Source organism: Saccharopolyspora sp. NPDC047091 (assembly GCF_040643635.1).
Lineage (GTDB): Bacteria > Actinomycetota > Actinomycetes > Mycobacteriales > Pseudonocardiaceae > Saccharopolyspora_C.
The window spans coordinates 40,788-56,998 of sequence record NZ_JBEYUS010000039.1; the positions used below are offsets into that span (position 1 = coordinate 40,788).

At 73.0% G+C, this 16,211-nt stretch carries 11 protein-coding genes; 7 read left to right on the forward strand and 4 right to left on the reverse strand.

All coding sequences use genetic code 11. The features are described 5' to 3' along the window. Positions 1–23 precede the first annotated feature (23 nt). Complete coding sequence (locus ABZ805_RS17985; RefSeq protein ID WP_358441232.1) at positions 24–935, reverse strand: 5'-3' exonuclease; 912 nt, start codon at positions 933–935, stop codon at positions 24–26. A gap of 374 nt (positions 936–1,309) precedes the next feature. On the opposite strand from ABZ805_RS17985, the gene ABZ805_RS17990 reads away from it, so the two are divergent. The 5 genes from ABZ805_RS17990 to ABZ805_RS18010 all read left to right on the forward strand — a co-directional run bounded on the left by ABZ805_RS17990 (position 1,310) and on the right by ABZ805_RS18010 (position 7,867). Beyond that, positions 1,310–2,458 (forward strand): Xaa-Pro peptidase family protein, encoded by a 1,149-nt coding sequence (locus ABZ805_RS17990; protein ID WP_358441205.1) that lies wholly within the window; start codon positions 1,310–1,312, stop codon positions 2,456–2,458. Between the two features lie 20 nt (positions 2,459–2,478). Next, on the forward strand, positions 2,479–2,919 hold the full coding sequence (locus ABZ805_RS17995; RefSeq protein ID WP_184485032.1) for an Lrp/AsnC family transcriptional regulator: 441 nt from the start codon (positions 2,479–2,481) through the stop codon (positions 2,917–2,919). Positions 2,920–3,407: 488 nt separating this feature from the next. Beyond that, positions 3,408–4,973 (forward strand): condensation domain-containing protein, encoded by a 1,566-nt coding sequence (locus tag ABZ805_RS18000; RefSeq protein WP_358441208.1) that lies wholly within the window; start codon positions 3,408–3,410, stop codon positions 4,971–4,973. Continuing rightward, a complete protein-coding gene (locus ABZ805_RS18005; RefSeq protein WP_358441210.1) occupies positions 4,970–6,403 on the forward strand; it encodes a condensation domain-containing protein in 1,434 nt (477 codons plus the stop codon). Before ABZ805_RS18000 ends, ABZ805_RS18005 begins: the two co-directional genes overlap by 4 nt. Positions 6,404–6,409: 6 nt before the next feature. Continuing rightward, complete coding sequence (locus ABZ805_RS18010) at positions 6,410–7,867, forward strand: condensation domain-containing protein (RefSeq protein ID WP_358441213.1); 1,458 nt, start codon at positions 6,410–6,412, stop codon at positions 7,865–7,867. Here the strand turns inward: ABZ805_RS18010 and ABZ805_RS18015 are convergent. The 3 genes from ABZ805_RS18015 to ABZ805_RS18025 form a co-directional block, all read right to left on the reverse strand. After that, positions 7,854–8,723: a DMT family transporter gene (locus tag ABZ805_RS18015; protein ID WP_358441216.1), complete on the reverse strand. Its 870-nt coding sequence runs from the start codon at positions 8,721–8,723 to the stop codon at positions 7,854–7,856. The genes ABZ805_RS18010 and ABZ805_RS18015 overlap by 14 nt on opposite strands. Before the next feature lie 920 nt (positions 8,724–9,643). After that, the gene (locus tag ABZ805_RS18020) at positions 9,644–10,075 is read right to left on the reverse strand and encodes an OsmC family protein (protein WP_358441218.1); all 432 of its coding nucleotides are present in this window, start codon (positions 10,073–10,075) and stop codon (positions 9,644–9,646) included. Between the two features lie 474 nt (positions 10,076–10,549). Continuing rightward, positions 10,550–11,245 carry a helix-turn-helix domain-containing protein gene (locus tag ABZ805_RS18025; protein WP_358441221.1) on the reverse strand — a complete coding sequence of 232 codons (696 nt, stop codon included), beginning with the start codon at positions 11,243–11,245 and terminating at the stop codon, positions 10,550–10,552. A gap of 174 nt (positions 11,246–11,419) precedes the next feature. Between ABZ805_RS18025 and ABZ805_RS18030 the strand changes: the two genes are divergently transcribed. Together ABZ805_RS18030 and ABZ805_RS18035 are read left to right on the forward strand one after the other, a co-directional pair. Further along, on the forward strand, positions 11,420–14,143 hold the full coding sequence (locus ABZ805_RS18030; RefSeq protein ID WP_358441223.1) for an MMPL family transporter: 2,724 nt from the start codon (positions 11,420–11,422) through the stop codon (positions 14,141–14,143). 20 nt (positions 14,144–14,163) lie between these two features. Beyond that, the gene (locus ABZ805_RS18035) at positions 14,164–16,089 is read left to right on the forward strand and encodes a YhgE/Pip domain-containing protein (RefSeq protein WP_358441226.1); all 1,926 of its coding nucleotides are present in this window, start codon (positions 14,164–14,166) and stop codon (positions 16,087–16,089) included. Positions 16,090–16,211 lie beyond the last annotated feature (122 nt).

Consider the following 16,211-nt stretch of genomic DNA (forward strand, 5'->3'; position numbering starts at 1 on the left):
GGCCGAACGGGCTGTGCCCGGTGTCAGAGCGCGGCGATGAGGCGGTCCAGCGGGCCGCCGAGGCCCCAGCGGGCGCCGAGCTCGGCGAGCCGGTCCGGGTCGGCGGGCGCGGCGGGCACCGGGTCCGGCCGGTCCAGCACCACCGGCGCGTCCCGCACCACCCGCACCACGGCGGGCGCGGCGGCCAGGTACTCGGCGGCCTCGGCGAGCTTGCCGCGCACCCGGGGCGTGAGCCGCCGGTCGCCCTGCTCGGACGCCGCCAGCAGCGCCGCCAGCGAACCGAACTCGGTGATCAGCTTCGCGGCCGTCTTCTCGCCGATCCCGGCGACCCCGGGCAGCCCGTCGGAGGGATCTCCGCGCAGCACGGCCATCTCCGCGTAGGCGTCGCCCGCCCGCGCGGGGTCCAGCGCGTAGCGCTCGGCGAGCTCGTCGGGACCGAAGTCCTGCGCCTTCGCCAGCCCGGCGCCGACGTAGCGCACCCGCACCGGGACGGGACCGGACCGCACCAGCTGGAACAGGTCGCGGTCGCCGGTGACGACCTCCACCGGGTCGGTGGATTCCCGTTCGGCGAGCACGCCGATCACGTCGTCGGCCTCGTAGCCCTCGGCTTCCGCGGTGGCCACGCCGAGCGCGTCCAGCACGTCCAGGATGATCGGGATCTGCGGGCCGAGGGTGTCCGGCACCTCCTCGGCGTCCGGGTCGGCCTCGGCCACCCGGTGCGCCTTGTACGACGGCAGCGCCGCCACCCGGAAGGCCGGCCGCCAGTCGTTGTCCAGGCAGGCGACCACGCGGGTCGGCCGCCGCTCGCCGATGAGCTTCGCCAGCATGTCGCAGAATCCACGCACCGAGTTCACCGGAATCCCGTCCGGGGAGGTCAGCGACTCGGGCAGCGCGTAGTAGGAGCGGAACCACAGCCCGGCGGAGTCGATCAGCATCACAGAACCCGTCACGGCGCCCACTCTGTCACGGCGGGCCGACACCGCCCGGCGGGCAGGGCTGTCCGATCGCCGACCGGCGGGTCGGGCCGCCAGATCGCCGCAGGGCTGTCAGATCACTGTCACCAGGCGGCTCGAGCGGCGCCATACAGTCTCAGCAGCCCGGTGCGCACGCGCCGCGCACCGCGGCTTCCCGGCCATCGCGGCCGGGGTGCGGAGCGGCCCGTCGCCGACCCCCGACCGGTGGGCGGGTCGCTCCGGCCCGCGCCGGACGGCGCCGTCCCGCATCGGACGAATGGACCATTCGCCCGAACCGGCTGGGCGAACGGGCCATTCACCTGGCGCGCGGCGCCCGGCGGTTAGGCTTGGTGGCCATGGCCACTGACTCGCTCAAGCAGGATCCCGCGGTGTTCTCCGCCCGGTTGCGCCGCGCCGCGGAGACGGCGGCGCGCGCCGATCTGGATGCCCTGCTGATCTCCCCCGGTTCGGACCTGCGGTACCTGCTCGGTGCCCGCGGTGAGTCCTTCGAGCGGCTCAGCACCCTGGTGCTGCCCGCCGCGGGCGGTGCCGCCCCGGTGCTGGTGCTGCCGAAGCTGGAGGCGCCCGGTTACGCGGACGTGCCCGCCGACGAGCTCGGCATCGAGGTCGTGACCTGGGTGGACGGTGAGGACCCGCACGCGCTGGTCGCGGACCTGCTGCGCCGCGGCGGCCGCACCCCGTCCCGGCTGGGCGTCGCGGACGTGATGCCGGCGCTGCACTGCCTGCCGCTGCGTTCCACGACGGGCGCCGAGCAGGTGCTGGCCGGTTCGGTGCTCCGCGAGCTGCGGATGCGCAAGGACGCCGCCGAGATCGAGGCGCTGCGCACGGCGGGTGCCGCGATCGACCGGGTGCACGCGCGGATGGGCGAGTTCCTCCGCGCCGGGCGCACCGAGGCGCAGGTGGGCGCGGACATCGCCGCGGCCATCGTCGCGGAGGGCCACGTCGAGGCCGAGTTCGTCATCGTCGGTTCGGCCGCGAACGGCGCGAGCCCGCACCACGCGCTGTCGGACCGGGTGATCGAGGCCGGTGACGTGGTGGTCGTGGACATCGGCGGCCCGATCGCGTCCGGCTACAACTCGGACTGCACCCGCACCTACGCGGTGGGCGAGCCGGCGCAGCCGGACGTGGCGGAGACCTACGCGGTGCTGCAGGCGGCGCAGGACGCGGCGGTGCGGGCGGTGCGCCCCGGCGCCACCGCGGAATCGATCGACGCCGCGGCGCGGGAACCGATCGCGGCCGCCGGGTTCGGCGAGCACTTCATCCACCGCACCGGGCACGGCATCGGGCTGGACGTGCACGAGGAGCCCTACATCGTCGGCGGCAACGCGCTGGAGCTGGAGCCGGGCATGGCGTTCAGCATCGAGCCGGGCATCTACCAGGCGGGCAGGTGGGGCGCCCGCATCGAGGACATCGTGGTGGTCACCGAGGACGGCGTCCTGAGCGTGAACGAGCAGCCGCACGACCTGGTGGTGCTGCCGGCGTGAGCGACCGGAATTCGGGCGAACTGGAAGCGACCGACCGCGCGATCCTGCGGGAGCTGGCGCACGACGGCCGGTGCAGCTTCACCGATCTGGCCGAGCGCGTCGGGTTGAGCGTGTCGGCGGTGCACCAGCGGGTGCGGCGGCTGGAGCAGCGCGGCGCGCTGCAGGGCTACGTGGCCAAAGTGGACGGTGACCAGATCGGCTTGCCGCTGACGGCGTTCATCTCGTTGACGCCGATCGATCCGGCCGCGCCGGACGACTACCCGCAGCGGCTGGAGCACCTGCCGGAGATCGAGTCGTGCTACTCGGTGGCGGGCGACGAGTCCTACATCCTGCAAGTGCGGGTGGCCTCGCCGCTGGGTCTGGAGGAGCTGCTGCGGCAGATCCGGGAGGCGGCGAAGGTCTCGACGCGGACGACGGTGGTGCTGTCGACGCCGTACGAGCACCGGCCGCCGCAGATCTAGCCGCGTCCGGCCCGCATCCAGCCCGCGACGTTCCGACATGGCGGTACCGATCCGTTCGGTGCCGCCATGTCCGTTCTCCGGGTCGTGCCGTGATGAACGGCGTCTGTTGCACCGATGCGAGTTCGTGGTGAATCGTGCGGCAAGATCGATAAAACTCGCGATCAGCGCGAAAGTTTTCACGTCGCCGAGAAAAGATGCAGTCCAGTGAGAAGTATTCACGGACCGGTGGAATGCTATTCCGATCTTACTTGGTGGACATCGATTTCGGCCCCGCTGGGCTGCGAAAACGCGCGATTCGCGGAATCGGGCCTTGCGGCCGCGCAGTTCCCCGGTTTTGAATGACCGCCCCAGCGCGCTGGACCGGCGGGGCCCCGAAACCCATTCCGGTCTCCTTGCGGCATCATGGCCTCGCCGCGCACCGGAATGGTCCAGTGCGACGACGAGACCGAGGCGCGCGGGGCGCGGTATCGGCAACCTGATTGGGCGGCATGAGATTCACGGAGATCGCGGACTACAGCGTCCGGCCGGGCGAGGCGGCGCGGTGGTGCGTGTCCCCGCCGGACGGGGCCGAGCCCGAACCCGACCCGCGCCCGCCGTCGCACCTGCAGCAGGCCCACGTGCGGGCCAGGGCGGAGCAGGGTGCGACGAGCGACCCGAGCTGGCTGGCGGTCGGTTTCGACCTGGACGGCCCGCTGGACGAGCCGGCCTGGCGCACGGCGCTGCTGGACTGGCTGGACCGGCACGAGACGCTGCGCAGCGCCCTGCGCCCGGACGGCGACGAGGTCCGGCGCCACACCTGGGAACCCGGTCGATTAACGGTCTCCCGCACCGGCCTCGGTACCTTCCGGGATCCGGCCGAGGCCTCCGACGCGCTGCGCGAGCTGTTCAACGCGCGCACCGATCCGACGAGCTGGCCCTCCTTCGCCTTCGTCACCGTCTCCCGCGCCGACTCGTGCACGGTCTGCCTCGCCTTCGACCACGGCAACGTGGACGGCTACTCGATCCTGCTGGTGCTGCACGAGATCCGCGAGCTCTACCTCGCCGCCCGCGGCGGACGCGCCGCCGACCTGCCCGCGGTGGCGGAGATCGGCAGCTACGTGGACTTCTGCGCCCGGGAGCGGGAGTACACCGACGGTTTCGAGCGCTCCGACGAGCCGGTGGCGCGGTGGGCCGAGTTCCTCGCCGACTGCGGCGGCGCACCGCCCGGGTTCCCGCTGCCCGCGGGCGCGCCGTTCGCCGCGGACGGGTCACGCCAGCACGGCCTGTGCGAGTGGCTGGTGGACGCGGACGGCGCCGCGGCGTTCGAGCAGGCGTGCCGCCGCAACGGGGGCAGCGCGTTCTCGGGGGCGCTGGCGGCGCTGGCGCTCGCCGCGGCCCGGCCGGGGGCCGCCGACGCGCCGGACCGGTTCCGCGCGTTGCTGCTGCTGCACACCAGGTCGGCGCGGTCGTGGGCGCGATCGGTGGGCTGGTTCGTCGGCCTCGCCCCGGTGGAGCTGGCGCTGCCGGTGGGCGTGACCGCCGCGGGCGCCGCCGGGGTGCCGGACGGCGTGGATCTGCTGGACCTGCTGCCGAGCGCGGGCGCGGCGTTGCGGCGGGCGAAACCGCTGTCCACGGTGCCGGTGCCGAAGGTGGCGGAACTGCTGGGCGTCGAGCTGCCGCCGCGGTTCGTGGTGTCCTACATGGACCTGCGGTCCAGTCCGGGATCGCGCTGCTGGGCCGAGTCGAACGCGCGGGCGCTGCACGCCCCGGCCAGCTCCGCGGACGAGGTCTACCTCTGGGTGATGCGCAGCGTCGAGGGCATCTACGTGACGAGCAGGTTCCCCGGCGCGGATCAGGCGGACGCCGCGGTGCGCGAGTACGTCGCCCGGCTCCGCTACCTGGTGCTCGCGGCGGCGGCGACGGCCGATCCGGACCTGGTGCCCGAGTTCGCGCCACTGTGGACGGACGTCGAACTTCATGATCAAGTAGGGTCGGGCGCGCGCACGCCGGTCGGCGCGGGTACGCGGCACACCGGACTGGACCACGACGTGGTGCTGAAGGGAACTCGTCCATGAGGATGAACGCACTCCGCGACTACGAGCCCGCTCCGGGCAGGCTCGTCGAATGGCACCCGTCGGAGTCCACTTCGGACTCGGTGGGTTCGGCGCTGGAGCACCCGGCGCCGCCGTCCTCGTTCCAGGAGAACCACCTCCGCCGCTCGCTGGCCAACGACGCCGCGGGCGCGGTGCACTCGCCGTGGCTGGCCACCGCGTTCGACCTGCCGGGGGAGCTGGACCCGGCGGCGATGGCCGGGGCGTGGCAGCGCTGGGTGCGCAGGCACGCCACCCTGCTGACCTGGTTCGAGAACACCGGTGACGAGCTGCGCCGCTGCGCGCTGGACGCCGCGGACGTCGAGTTCGTGCCCGTCGAGGCCGGCGAGTACGACAGCGGTGCCGACATCCGGGACCACCTGCTGCACCGGTTCGCCACCGCTACCAGCGCGCTGAGCTGGCCGCCGTTCGTGCTCGGCGCGGTGCTGCGCCCGGAGTCGTCGACGGTGTTCTTCGCGGTCGACCACGCGCACACCGACGGCTACTCGATCTTCCTGGTGTTCGACGAGCTGCGCCGCCTGTACCTGGAGCAGGTCACCGGCGAACCGGCCGAGCTGCCGGAGGTCGGCGACCACGCGGACTTCGCCGCGCTGGAGCGCGCCCGCGAACTCGGTCCGGAGGAGCAGGCCGCGGCCGCGCGGACCTGGGGCGAGTTCTGGCTCGACGGCGGCAGCAGGCCGCCGTCGTTCCCGCTGCCGCTGGGGCTCGGCGACGAACCGCGCGGCAAACTGCTGACCGAGCGCGAGTTGTTCGACGACGCCCAGGCCACCGCGTTCGGCAAGCGCTGCCGGGCGCACCGCGGCGGCTTCCCGGCCGGGATCTTCGCGGCGCTCGCGATCGCCGCCGCCGAGCTGGCCGGCGCGAGCTCGTACCGCACGCTGACCCCGGTGCAGACCCGCGACGAGCCGCGGTGGGCCGCGGCGCAGGGCTGGTTCGTGAACCTGGTGCCGCTGCACTTCTCGCTCGCCGGGCTGAGCACCTTCGGCGAGGTGCTCGCCGCCGCCGAGGAGGCGTTCGTCCGCGCCCGCGCGATCGCGGACGTGCCGGTGGTGAAGCTGCTGGAGGTGCTGGGGTCGCAGCTGCGGCTGCAGGAGGACGCGCGCACGGTGCTGCCGATCGTGTCGTTCATCGACCTGCGCCGCATCCGCGGCTCCGAGCTGTGGGCGGAGGCGGGCGCGCAGGTGCTCAGCGGCCCGGGGGAGGGTTTCGACGTGCCGATGTGGATCAACAGGTTGCGCGGGCTGACCTACCTGAAGGCGAGCTACCCGGACACGCCGGTCGCGGCGGCGAACGTGGCCCGCTACCTGGACCGGACGAAGTCCGTGCTGCACCGCGTGCTCGCCGACGGCGACCACGAGTTCCGGACCGCCGCGTCGCTCGCGGCCGTGGAGTGATCGCCGGTGCACGTCACGACCACCAGCGCGTTCGACCCGCCGCCCGGCGAGGTCGTGGAGTGGACCGCTTTCCCGGCCCCGGGCCACGAGTTCACCCCGAGCGAGGTGCCGCCGTCGCTGAACCAGCGCTTCCACCTGGACGGCATCGCCGCAGGCGGGGCGCCCCACTGGCTGGCCTGCGCGTTCGACCTGCCGGGGGAGCGGGACACCGCTGCGCTGGCGGAGGCGTTCGGCCGGTGGGTGCGGCGGCATCCCGGGCTGCTGAGCCGGTTCACCGAGCGCGGTGGTGAGATCGGCCGCGCGGTGCTCGACCCCGATGCGGTGGCGCTGCACCGCGAGGACGCCGGGGAGTTCCGGACTTCGGCGGCGGTGCGCGCGCACCTGGCACGGCGGTTCGCCGAGCAGTGCCACCCGCTGCGGTGGCCGCCGTTCCTGCTCGGCGCGATCCGGCACGAGCGGGGGATGACGGTGTTCGCCGCGTTCGACCACTCCTGCGCGGACGCCCAGTCGATGGCGGTGGCCGCGCACGAGATCCAGGTGCTGTACCGCGCCGCCGCCCGCGGTGAGGAGGCGGCGCTGCCCGCGGTCGGCGATTTCGTGGCGCACTGCGCGGCGGAGCACGCGGCGGTCGCCGCGGCGCGGGTCGACGCGGTGCGCACCACGCCCGAACCGGGATGGGACGCGCCGGGCCTGGAGGTGCTGGGCGCGCCGCCCGCGCCGATCGGCGAGCACCCGGCGGTGACCTACTGGCGGGACTTCCTGCTGGACTGCGGCGGCACGACGCCCGCGTTCCCGCTGGAGCTCGGGGTGCGGCCGGGCGAGCCGGTGCCGCAGCGCTCGACGACGGACCGGCTGCTGGACGCGGAGTCCGCGGACGCGTTCGACGCGGCCTGCCGGTCCGCGGCGGGCAGCGTGTTCACCGGCCTGCTGGCGGCGGCCGGGCTGGCGCTGCGCGACCTGGGCGCGGAGGACCGGATCGGGCTGCTCGTGCCGCTGCACACCCGCCGCGAACCGCGCTGGCGGCACGCCGTCGGCTGGTTCACGACGAACGCGCCGATCGCGTTCAACGTGGTGGACAGCCGGTTCGCCGAGACGCACACGCACGCGAAGGTCGCGTTCCGGGAGGCGCTGGGCACGCTGGGCGTGCCGCTGCCGACGGTGCTGGCCGCCGTCGCCGACGACTACGAGCGGGTGCGCCGCGACATCTTCATGCTGTCCTACGTGGACTACCGCGGGATGCCGGTGTCCCTGGAGTTCCCGGAATCCCGGCCGCGGCACATCAGCAGCGAGACGGTGGCCGACGACGTGCAGCTGTGGGTGTCGCGCACCGCCGACGGGCTGTTCCTGCGCACCCGCCTGCCCGGTACGCCGGAGGCGGAGGCGGCGGTGCGCGGGTTCCGCGCCCGGCTGGTCGCGGCGCTCACCGCGGCGGCGCGCCGTCCGGTGGCGGTCAGGGCAGGTTGAGCAGCACGATCCCGGCGAGCACGACGGCGCTCGCGACCACGCGCCCGCGCCCGAGGTGCTCGCGGAACAGCACCGCCCCGATCAGCGCGCCGAACACGATGCTGGTCTCGCGCAGCGCGGCGATGGGGGCGAGCGCGCCGCGGGTCTGCGCCCACAGCACGATGCCGTAGGCGGCCAGCGAGAGCACCCCGCCGAGCAGCGCGCCGCCCGGTGCGGAGCGCAGTTGTCCGGGCAGCGCCCGGCCGCGCACCGCGAGCGCCAGCGGGGGCAGCGCGAGGCCTTGCAGCAGGAACAGCCAGGCGCCGTAGGTGAGCACGTCGGTCCGGTGCACGCCGACGCCGTCGAGCACGGTGTAGAGCGCGATCATCAGCCCGGTGCCGAACGCGGCGGCCGATGCCGGTGACCGCGCCGCGGTGGGCCGGCCGCCGACGAGCACCAGGCTCATCAGACCGGCCGAGATCACCAGCACTCCCGCGAGCTCCGGCGCCGAGATCCGCTGCCCGAGCACCGTCGCGGACACCAGCGCGACGACCCACGGCGCGGTGCCGCGCGCGAGCGGGTAGACCTGGCCGAACTGGCCGAGGCGGTAGCTGAGCATCAGCCCCACCTGGTAGAGCACGTGGGCGGCGGCGGAGGCGAGCACGTACGGCCATGCGGCGGCGGACGGGAAGCCGGTGCACAGCGCCGCGACTCCGCCGACCGCGGCGTAGCTCAGCGCCATCAGCGTGAACCCGGCGAGCCGGTCGTCCATGCCGTGCGCGAGGGCGTTCCAGGTGGCGTGCAGCAGCGCCGCGCCGAGCACGGCGAGCACGACGTCGATGCCGATGGCCGCCTCCCAGGTCCGGCCACAGCCCACCCGACACCCCGCGATCACGTCAAGGCGCACGCCCCGTCCGTCCGGGCGCAGCAGCCGGACGGGCCGCTCGGCTCCGGGAAGCCTCGCAGGCCCGTGACGTCGGAATTCGCGACGACCACTGGGGAATCGGGATCGGGGAACCCTCGTGGGCAAGTCCTTGCCGAGCGGGGAACAACTTCCCCTTCCCAGTCCGGTCGAGGAAAGGGTCCGGTGCTTCGTCGCCGTGCTCTTCGCCGGATGGTTCGCGGCACCGATGTTCGGGAGCGGAGCGCGCACGGGCTACCGGTCGTAGCGGACTTGACGGCGGCGACGGACGTCGACCATGGAGCAGCGCCTCCGGCGGGGAATCCCGCTGCGCGGTTCTCGGCGTCGCGCACCGCCGCGCCATCGGTGGTTCGCCCGACTCCCACGCGGCCGCCGTCGTTGCCGCGCAGGTCGACGTGCGCCGGTTGCTGATCATGTTCGAGTTCGCTGCCGTCGCACCGACTCGGCGATGGCCGCGGCGATGCGGTCGCGCGAGTCCGGCTCGATCAGGGTCGCAGAGCTGACGGCCGCTACCGCTGCTGCCCGTAGGTGCAGCAGGTGCGAGGAGATCCCGTTCTCCAGGTCGACCACGGGGCTGCGGTAGCCGGTCCCGCGAAGCGTCTCCTGATCCGTGCGAGGGAACGGGCCGCGTGGCTGCGGGGGCTCCCGTCCGCAGCGAGGACCCGGCGATTCGGGTTCGCGCGGGGGAGGACGCCGTGGCGTTCCACCCCGGACGGCGATGCCCCCGCGCATCGTCGGTTCGTGATCGCGGACCGCGTTCCCGGAAGGAGAGCGGCGGTGTGCGCGGCGACGCGGGTGCACGGCCCGTTCGCCCGCGGGTGTGGGACGAACGGGCCGCGCACCCGAGGTGGTGCGCCGCCGTGGCGACCGGCGGGTCAGGACAGGATGGCTTCCAGGGTGATGGTGGTGCCGGTGAGGGCCGCGGAGACCGGGCAGATCTCCTTGGCCTTCTGGGCCGCCTGCTGGAAGGTGTCCTCGTCGGCGCCGGGCACGGTGGCCTGCACGGTCAGCGCGATGCCGGTGATGGCGAAGCCGCCGCCGGACTTGCCGAGGGTGACCTCGGCGCTGGTGTCGATCCGCTCCGGGGTGAGTCCGGCTTCGCCGAGCACTCCGGACAGCTGCATGCTGTAGCAGGACGAGTGCGCGGCGGCGATGAGCTCTTCGGGGCTGGTCTGCCCGGCCGGGTCCTCGGCGCGGGTCGCGAACGACACGGGGAACTGCCCCGCGTTCGAGGAGTCCAGGGTGACGAGGCCCGAACCCGAGCCCAGGTCGCCGGTCCAGCTCGTCGTGGCGTTGCGGTCGGCCATGACCTCTCCTTCTGCGTCGGTGTCGTCGGGTGCGCGCGGTGGCGCACTCGGGATCAAGAACGTTCCGACCTTCGCAGAGCTTCCACTCGGACGCCGTGCGGAATCCCACCCACCGCCCGACCGATCCGCATCCGCCCCGGCGCCGAACCTCTCGCCCCACTTTTGTTGCGGGGTGGTCCGGTGGCAGAACCTCACTGCCTGTCTCCGAACCTGCCCGGCGGGTCGTGTCGGTTTCCTGTCAGCGGCGAAGCCGCTGAGCAGCGACCACAGAGCAACTCGCACCGCCGCGGGTTCTCAGCGGCTTCCTCGCGAGGACGGCGATGTCGCGGTGTGCCGGACGTGCATCGGACATCGATCCCGCAGCGAGGAAGTCGCTGAGGTTCCGCCACCCGAGCACTGCGCGACAGAAGTAGCGGGACAAGCAGTCAGCGGCTTCGCCGCTGACAGGCAGACGTGCAGGTTCGAAGACGGTCGTCAGTCCCCGTCCAGGGTGGTGGTGAGGCTGTGGACCAGCAGCGGGAGGGTCCGCATCACCTTCTCGCGCACGCTGCGGTCGGGATCGTCGTCGCCGGCGAGGATGGTCTCCTGCATCGCGGAGTCGAACTGGTCGATGAGCAGCCGGGTGAGGTCGAGCGTGTCGATCCGGAAGCGCACGCCGACGGCCCGCACCGCGGTGTCGATCATCGTGGCGAGTTCGCGCTGGAAGGAGTGCGCGGCGGCCAGGAACCGCGGGGCCACTTCGGGATCGCGCAGCGCCAGCAGCCGGAACTCGCTCTGCACCAGGCACCACTGCCGGATGTCCGGCTGGAACGACATGACGTCGGCGATGATGCCCTCGATGTGCGCGGGCGCGGGTTTGCCGCCGGATTCGCCGAGCGGCGCCACGAGGTGCGCGAAGTGTTCGCGCAGCGTTTCGAGCCGGGCCCGGTTCTCCCGTTCGGTGAGCTCGAAGAAGAGCTCTTCCTTGCTGCTGAAGTTGGAGTAGAACGCGCCCCGGGTGAAGCCCGCGTCGTCGGCGATGGCCTCGATGGAGGCGCCGTTGATGCCGTGCTCGCTGAACTGCCGGTAGGCGGCGTCCAGCAGTCGTTCCCGGGTGCGGGCGCGCCGGGCGGTCTCGCGCGCGGGCGCGTCCGAGTGCCCTTCGGGTGCGACGAGCTTGTTCGCGCTCATCACGAACCTTCCTTCCTGCGGTGTACACCAGCGGATTTCCCGCCGATCGCGGCCCGCGTGGAACCGACCCATCCTATCCGATACGCTCATGTATCGGATACAGCGTTGTATCCACTTCCCCTGATCTGGTGATCCGCCGTCCGGCGAGAACCTTCCCGGCGACAGGAGTGTGGCGTGTCCTCGTTCCTCTACACACTGGGGCGGCGGGCCTACGCGGCCCGCAAGACCGTCCTCGTGATCTGGCTGCTCGTGCTCGTCGTGACCGGCGGCGCGGCCGGTCTCCTGTTCAAAGGAATGGACAACAACGTCACGATCCCGGGCACCGAGGCGCAGAACGCCCTCGACCGGCTGTCGGTGACCTTCCCGCAGACCAGCGGCGCCTCCGCGCAGATCATCGTGGTCGCCGACGACGTCCGCGCCCCGGTCGTGCAGCGCGAGGTCGAGCGGTCCGTGGACGAGCTCGAAGGCATGGACGAGGCCGCCTCCATCGTCTCGCCCTACAACGCGGACCTCGGCGGATCGATCAGCGAGGACGGCGAAGCCGCCCTGATCATGATCCAGCTCGAGGGGCAGACCATGGAGATCGGTCAGCCCACCAAGGACCACATCGCCCAGATCTCCGCCGACCTCCAGCAGCGGTTGCCGGAAGGCTCGCAGGCCTCCTACGGCGGGCCGCTGTTCGCGCAGAGCTTCCCCGGCATCAGCATCGTCGAAGCGCTCGGCCTGGTGATCGCCATCGTGGTGCTGATGATCACGCTGGGCTCGTTCCTCGCCGCGGGTATGCCGCTGGTGAACGCGCTGATCGGCGTCGGCGTCTCCACCGCGCTCATCCTCGTCTCGACCGCGTTCGGCTCCGTCACCGCGACCACGCCGCTGCTGTCGCTGATGCTCGGCCTGGCCGTCGGCATCGACTACGCGCTGTTCATCGTCTCCCGGCACCAGCAGGAACTCGCCCAGGGCGTGTCGCCGCAGGAGGCCGCGGCGCGGTCCACCGCCACCGCGGGCTCCGCGGTGATCTTCGCCGGGCTGACCGTGGTGATCGCGCTCGTGGGCCTCGGCGTCGCGGGCATCCCGTTCCTCACCACCATGGGCGTCGCCGGTGCCGTCGCCGTCGCCATCGCCGTGCTCGTCTCGCTCACCCTCATCCCGGCGCTGCTCGGCTTCGCCGGGGACCGGCTCACCCCGCGGTCGGCGAAGGCCGGGAAGCGCGCCCGCGCCGACCGCGCCAAGCCGCCGGTGGGCGAGCGGTTCTTCGCCGGCTGGGTCCGCGCCGCGACCCGGTTCCCGATCGTCACCGTGCTCATCGTCGTCGGCGTCCTCGGCATCGCGACGGTGCCCGCGGCCGGACTCCGCCTCGGGCTGCCCGACGCGGGCGCGCTGCCCCACGGCGACCCGGCGCGAGTCACCTACGACCTCACCGACGAGCACTTCCCGCAGGGCTTCAACGGGCCGTTGATCGTCACCGGCAGCATCGTCACCAGCGAAGACCCGCTCGGCCTGATGAACGACCTCAAGGCCGAGATCGAACGGCTGCCCGGCGTCGCCGACGTGCCGATGGCCGTGCCGAACCCGACCGCGGACACCGGCATCGTGCAGGTGATCCCGGAAGGGGCCCCGGACTCCGAGCAGACCAAGGACCTCGTCGAGGAGATCCGCTCGCTGCGCGGCCACTTCCAGGAGGCCTACGGCATCGACATCTCCGTCACCGGGTTCACCGCCGTCGGCATCGACGTCTCCGACAAGCTCGGCGAAGCGCTGCTGCCGTTCGGCGTCGTCGTGGTCGGGCTGTCGCTGGTGCTGCTGACGATGGTGTTCCGCTCCATCGCCGTGCCGATCAAGGCGACGCTGGGCTACCTGCTCAGCATCGGCGCCTCGATGGGCATCGTGACGCTGATCTTCCAGGACGGCTGGGGCGCCGAGGTGCTCAACGTCGCCCGCACCGGGCCGGTGATCAGCTTCATGCCGATCGTGCTGATGGGCATCCTGTTCGGCCTCGCCATGGACTACGAGGTCTTCCTGGTGTCCCGGATGCGCGAGGAGTACGTGCACACCAAGGACGCCCAGGCCGCGATCCGCACCGGATTCGTCTCCTCCGGCAAGGTCGTCACCGCGGCCGCGGTGATCATGTTCGCGGTGTTCGCCGCGTTCGTCCCCGACGGCGACGCCAACCTCAAGCCCATCGCGCTGGGACTCGCGGTCGGCGTGTTCGTCGACGCGTTCATCGTCCGCATGACGCTGGTGCCCGCGGTGCTCGCGCTGCTGGGGGAGAAGGCGTGGTGGATGCCGCGGAAGCTGGATCGGATGCTGCCCGCCTTCGACGTCGAAGGGGAGAACCTGCGCGAGGAGATCGAGCTCGCCGACTGGCCCAGCCCCGGCTCGAACGAGGCCATCGCCTGCGCCGGGCTCCGGCTGGACGACCCGGCCACCGGCGCCCCCGTGTACCGGGACGTGGGCTTCCTGGTGGAGCGCGGCGCCGTCCACGTGGTCCGCGGCGTGCACGAGTCCGCGATCACCGCGGTGCTGCTGACCCTGTCCGGCAGGCTCCAGCCCGACTCCGGACGGCTCAAGGTCCTCGGCTACGTGCTGCCCGCCCGCGGCTCCGCCGTGCGGTCCCGGGTCGCCTACGTCGACGCCGGTGCCGGCGGGGCCGACGCGGTGCGGGCGGCGCTGCGCGAAGAACCCGAGGTCCTGGTGCTCGACCGCACCGACCGGGCCTCCGACCCCGGTGAGCGCGGCCGCATCCGCGAACTGCTCACCGGCGCCGGGACCACCGTCGTCGCGGGCACCACCGGGCTCGCCGAAGCGCGCGACGTCCTGCCCGCGGGTGCCCCCGCCACCCTCACCGAACTGCGCGACGACGCCGCGATGCCCGACGTCCTCGCCGCCGCGATCCGCTAGAGAGCAGAGGTAAGCAGACGATGGCGAAGCGCCGCTTGATCCTCCCCCTGATCGGCCTGCTGCTGGTGCCGCTGGCGATCGCGGGCCTGCTGATCTGGTCGCTGGGCAAACCCGAAGACCGGCTGCACGACGTCAAGGCCGCCGTCGTGAACAACGACGAACCGATCGAGGTCAACGGCCAGCTCACCCCGCTCGGGCGGCAGCTGTCCGCGAAGCTCGTCGGCGGCGAGATCGAGAGCAACTACAGCTGGGAGTTCGCCACCCCGCAGACCGCCGCCGAAGGCCTGCAGGACGGCACCTACGCCGCGGTCGTGACGATCCCGGAGAACTTCTCCGCCGCCGCCACCTCCTTCTCCGGAGACCCGGCGCAGGCGAAGAAGGCCACCATCGACGTCAGCACCGGCGGCCGCAGCAAGTTCGCCGACGAAGCGATCAGCCGGGTCGTCACCAACACCGCCGCCGACCTGCTCGGCAGGCAGCTGACCACGACCTACCTGGACAACGTGTTCGTCGGGTTCAACACGCTCGGGGACAAGCTCGGCGAGGCCTCCGACGGGGCGACCTCGCTCGCCGACGGCGCGAAGCAGCTCGCGGGGGGCACCGACCAGCTCGCCGGGGGCGCCGACCAGCTCGCGGACGGGTCGCGGGCGCTCGCCGACGGCATCGGCGCGCTCGAAGGCGGCGCGCAGCAGCTCAAGACCGGGATGGGCGGGCTCGCCGACGGCATCGGGCAGCTCCAGCAGCAGACCGCGCAGCTGCCCGGCCAGGTCGGCCAGCTCGCCGACGTGTCCGCGCAGGAAGCGCAGGGCGTGCAGCAGCTCTCCGGCGGTCTGCAGGGCATGTCCGAGAACCTCGCCGAGATGAGCAAGGAGTGCCCGCCCGGCACGCTGCCCATCTGCAACAAGATCGCCATCCAGGCGGCCACCGCGAAGGCTCTCGGCGACGGCGCCGGGCAGCTGGAGCAGGCCAGCACCGGGGTGTCCGGCGGGCTCGCCGCGCTCGCCGGGAAGACCCCCGAGTCCGGTGGCGGGCTCCCCGCGCTGTCCGGCGGCATCGACCAGCTCCACGACGGCGCGCAGCAGCTCGACGGCGGTGTCGGCCAGCTCGCCGACGGGATCTCGCAGACCGGTGGCGGTGCCGGGGAGCTCGCCGACGGCGCCGACCAGCTCGCCCAGGGCGTGCGCGGGCTCTCCGACGGCGCGCACCAGCTCGGCGACGGCACCGGGCAGCTGTCCTCGGGCCTCGACCAGGCCGTGGAACAGCTGCCCAGCTACCCCGACGGGGACCGGGACAAGCTCGCCAAGACCGTCGCCAACCCGATCACCACCGCGGAGGGCAGCAGCCTCGGGTTCGGTTCCTCCGGGATCGCGCTGTACTCGGTGCTGGCGCTGTGGGTCGGCGCGGTCGCCACCTTCCTGGTGCTGCGCGCGGTCCCGCGCCGCGCGCTGGAATCCACCCGGTCCTCGTTCTCGTTGGCGCTGCGGCAGTTCCGGCTGCCCGCGGTGGTCGGGCTCGCGCAGGGGCTGCTGGTCGCGGTCGTCGTCGGCATCGCGCAGGACCTGTCGGTGGGCGGCTGGTTCGGCTGCGCCGGGCTGGCGATGCTCACCGCCGTCGCGTTCACCGCGGTGAACCAGGCGCTGGCGGGCGCGCTGCGCGGCACCGGCCGCTTCCTGGCGATGCTCGTCGCGGTGGTGCTGCTGGCCACCGGGTTCATCACCGCGGTGCCCGCCGCGCTGAGCTCGGTGCTCACGGCGCTGCCGGTCGGGCCCGCGCAGGACGCGCTGCGGGCCGTGGTCGACGGCTCGGCGCCGTCCGGCGGCACCGTGGTGCTGCTGGTGATCTGGGGCCTCGCCGGGCTGGTGGTGAGCTACCTGGCAGTGGAGCGCGGGCGCACCGTGCGGGCCACCGGGCTGACCGGCTTCACCACGAGGACCGCAGAAGCGTGAGCTTCCCGGTGTCCACCGAGTAGCACTGGGGTGGCGGAACCTCAGCGCTTTCCTCGCTGCGGGATCGATTTCACCGGTGGCTCCGCCACAGGAGAAATCGCTGTCCTCGCGAGGAAAGCGCT

Coding starts and splice junctions, on each gene's coding strand:
- ABZ805_RS18035 (WP_358441226.1), top strand. CDS start 14,164: ATGGCGAAGCGCCGCTTGATCCTCCCCCTGATCGGCCTGCTGCTGGTG.
- ABZ805_RS18025 (WP_358441221.1), bottom strand. CDS start 11,245: ATGAGCGCGAACAAGCTCGTCGCACCCGAAGGGCACTCGGACGCGCCC.
- ABZ805_RS18020 (WP_358441218.1), bottom strand. CDS start 10,075: ATGGCCGACCGCAACGCCACGACGAGCTGGACCGGCGACCTGGGCTCG.
- ABZ805_RS18000 (WP_358441208.1), top strand. CDS start 3,408: ATGAGATTCACGGAGATCGCGGACTACAGCGTCCGGCCGGGCGAGGCG.
- ABZ805_RS17985 (WP_358441232.1), bottom strand. CDS start 935: ATGCTGATCGACTCCGCCGGGCTGTGGTTCCGCTCCTACTACGCGCTG.
- ABZ805_RS18005 (WP_358441210.1), top strand. CDS start 4,970: ATGAGGATGAACGCACTCCGCGACTACGAGCCCGCTCCGGGCAGGCTC.
- ABZ805_RS17990 (WP_358441205.1), top strand. CDS start 1,310: ATGGCCACTGACTCGCTCAAGCAGGATCCCGCGGTGTTCTCCGCCCGG.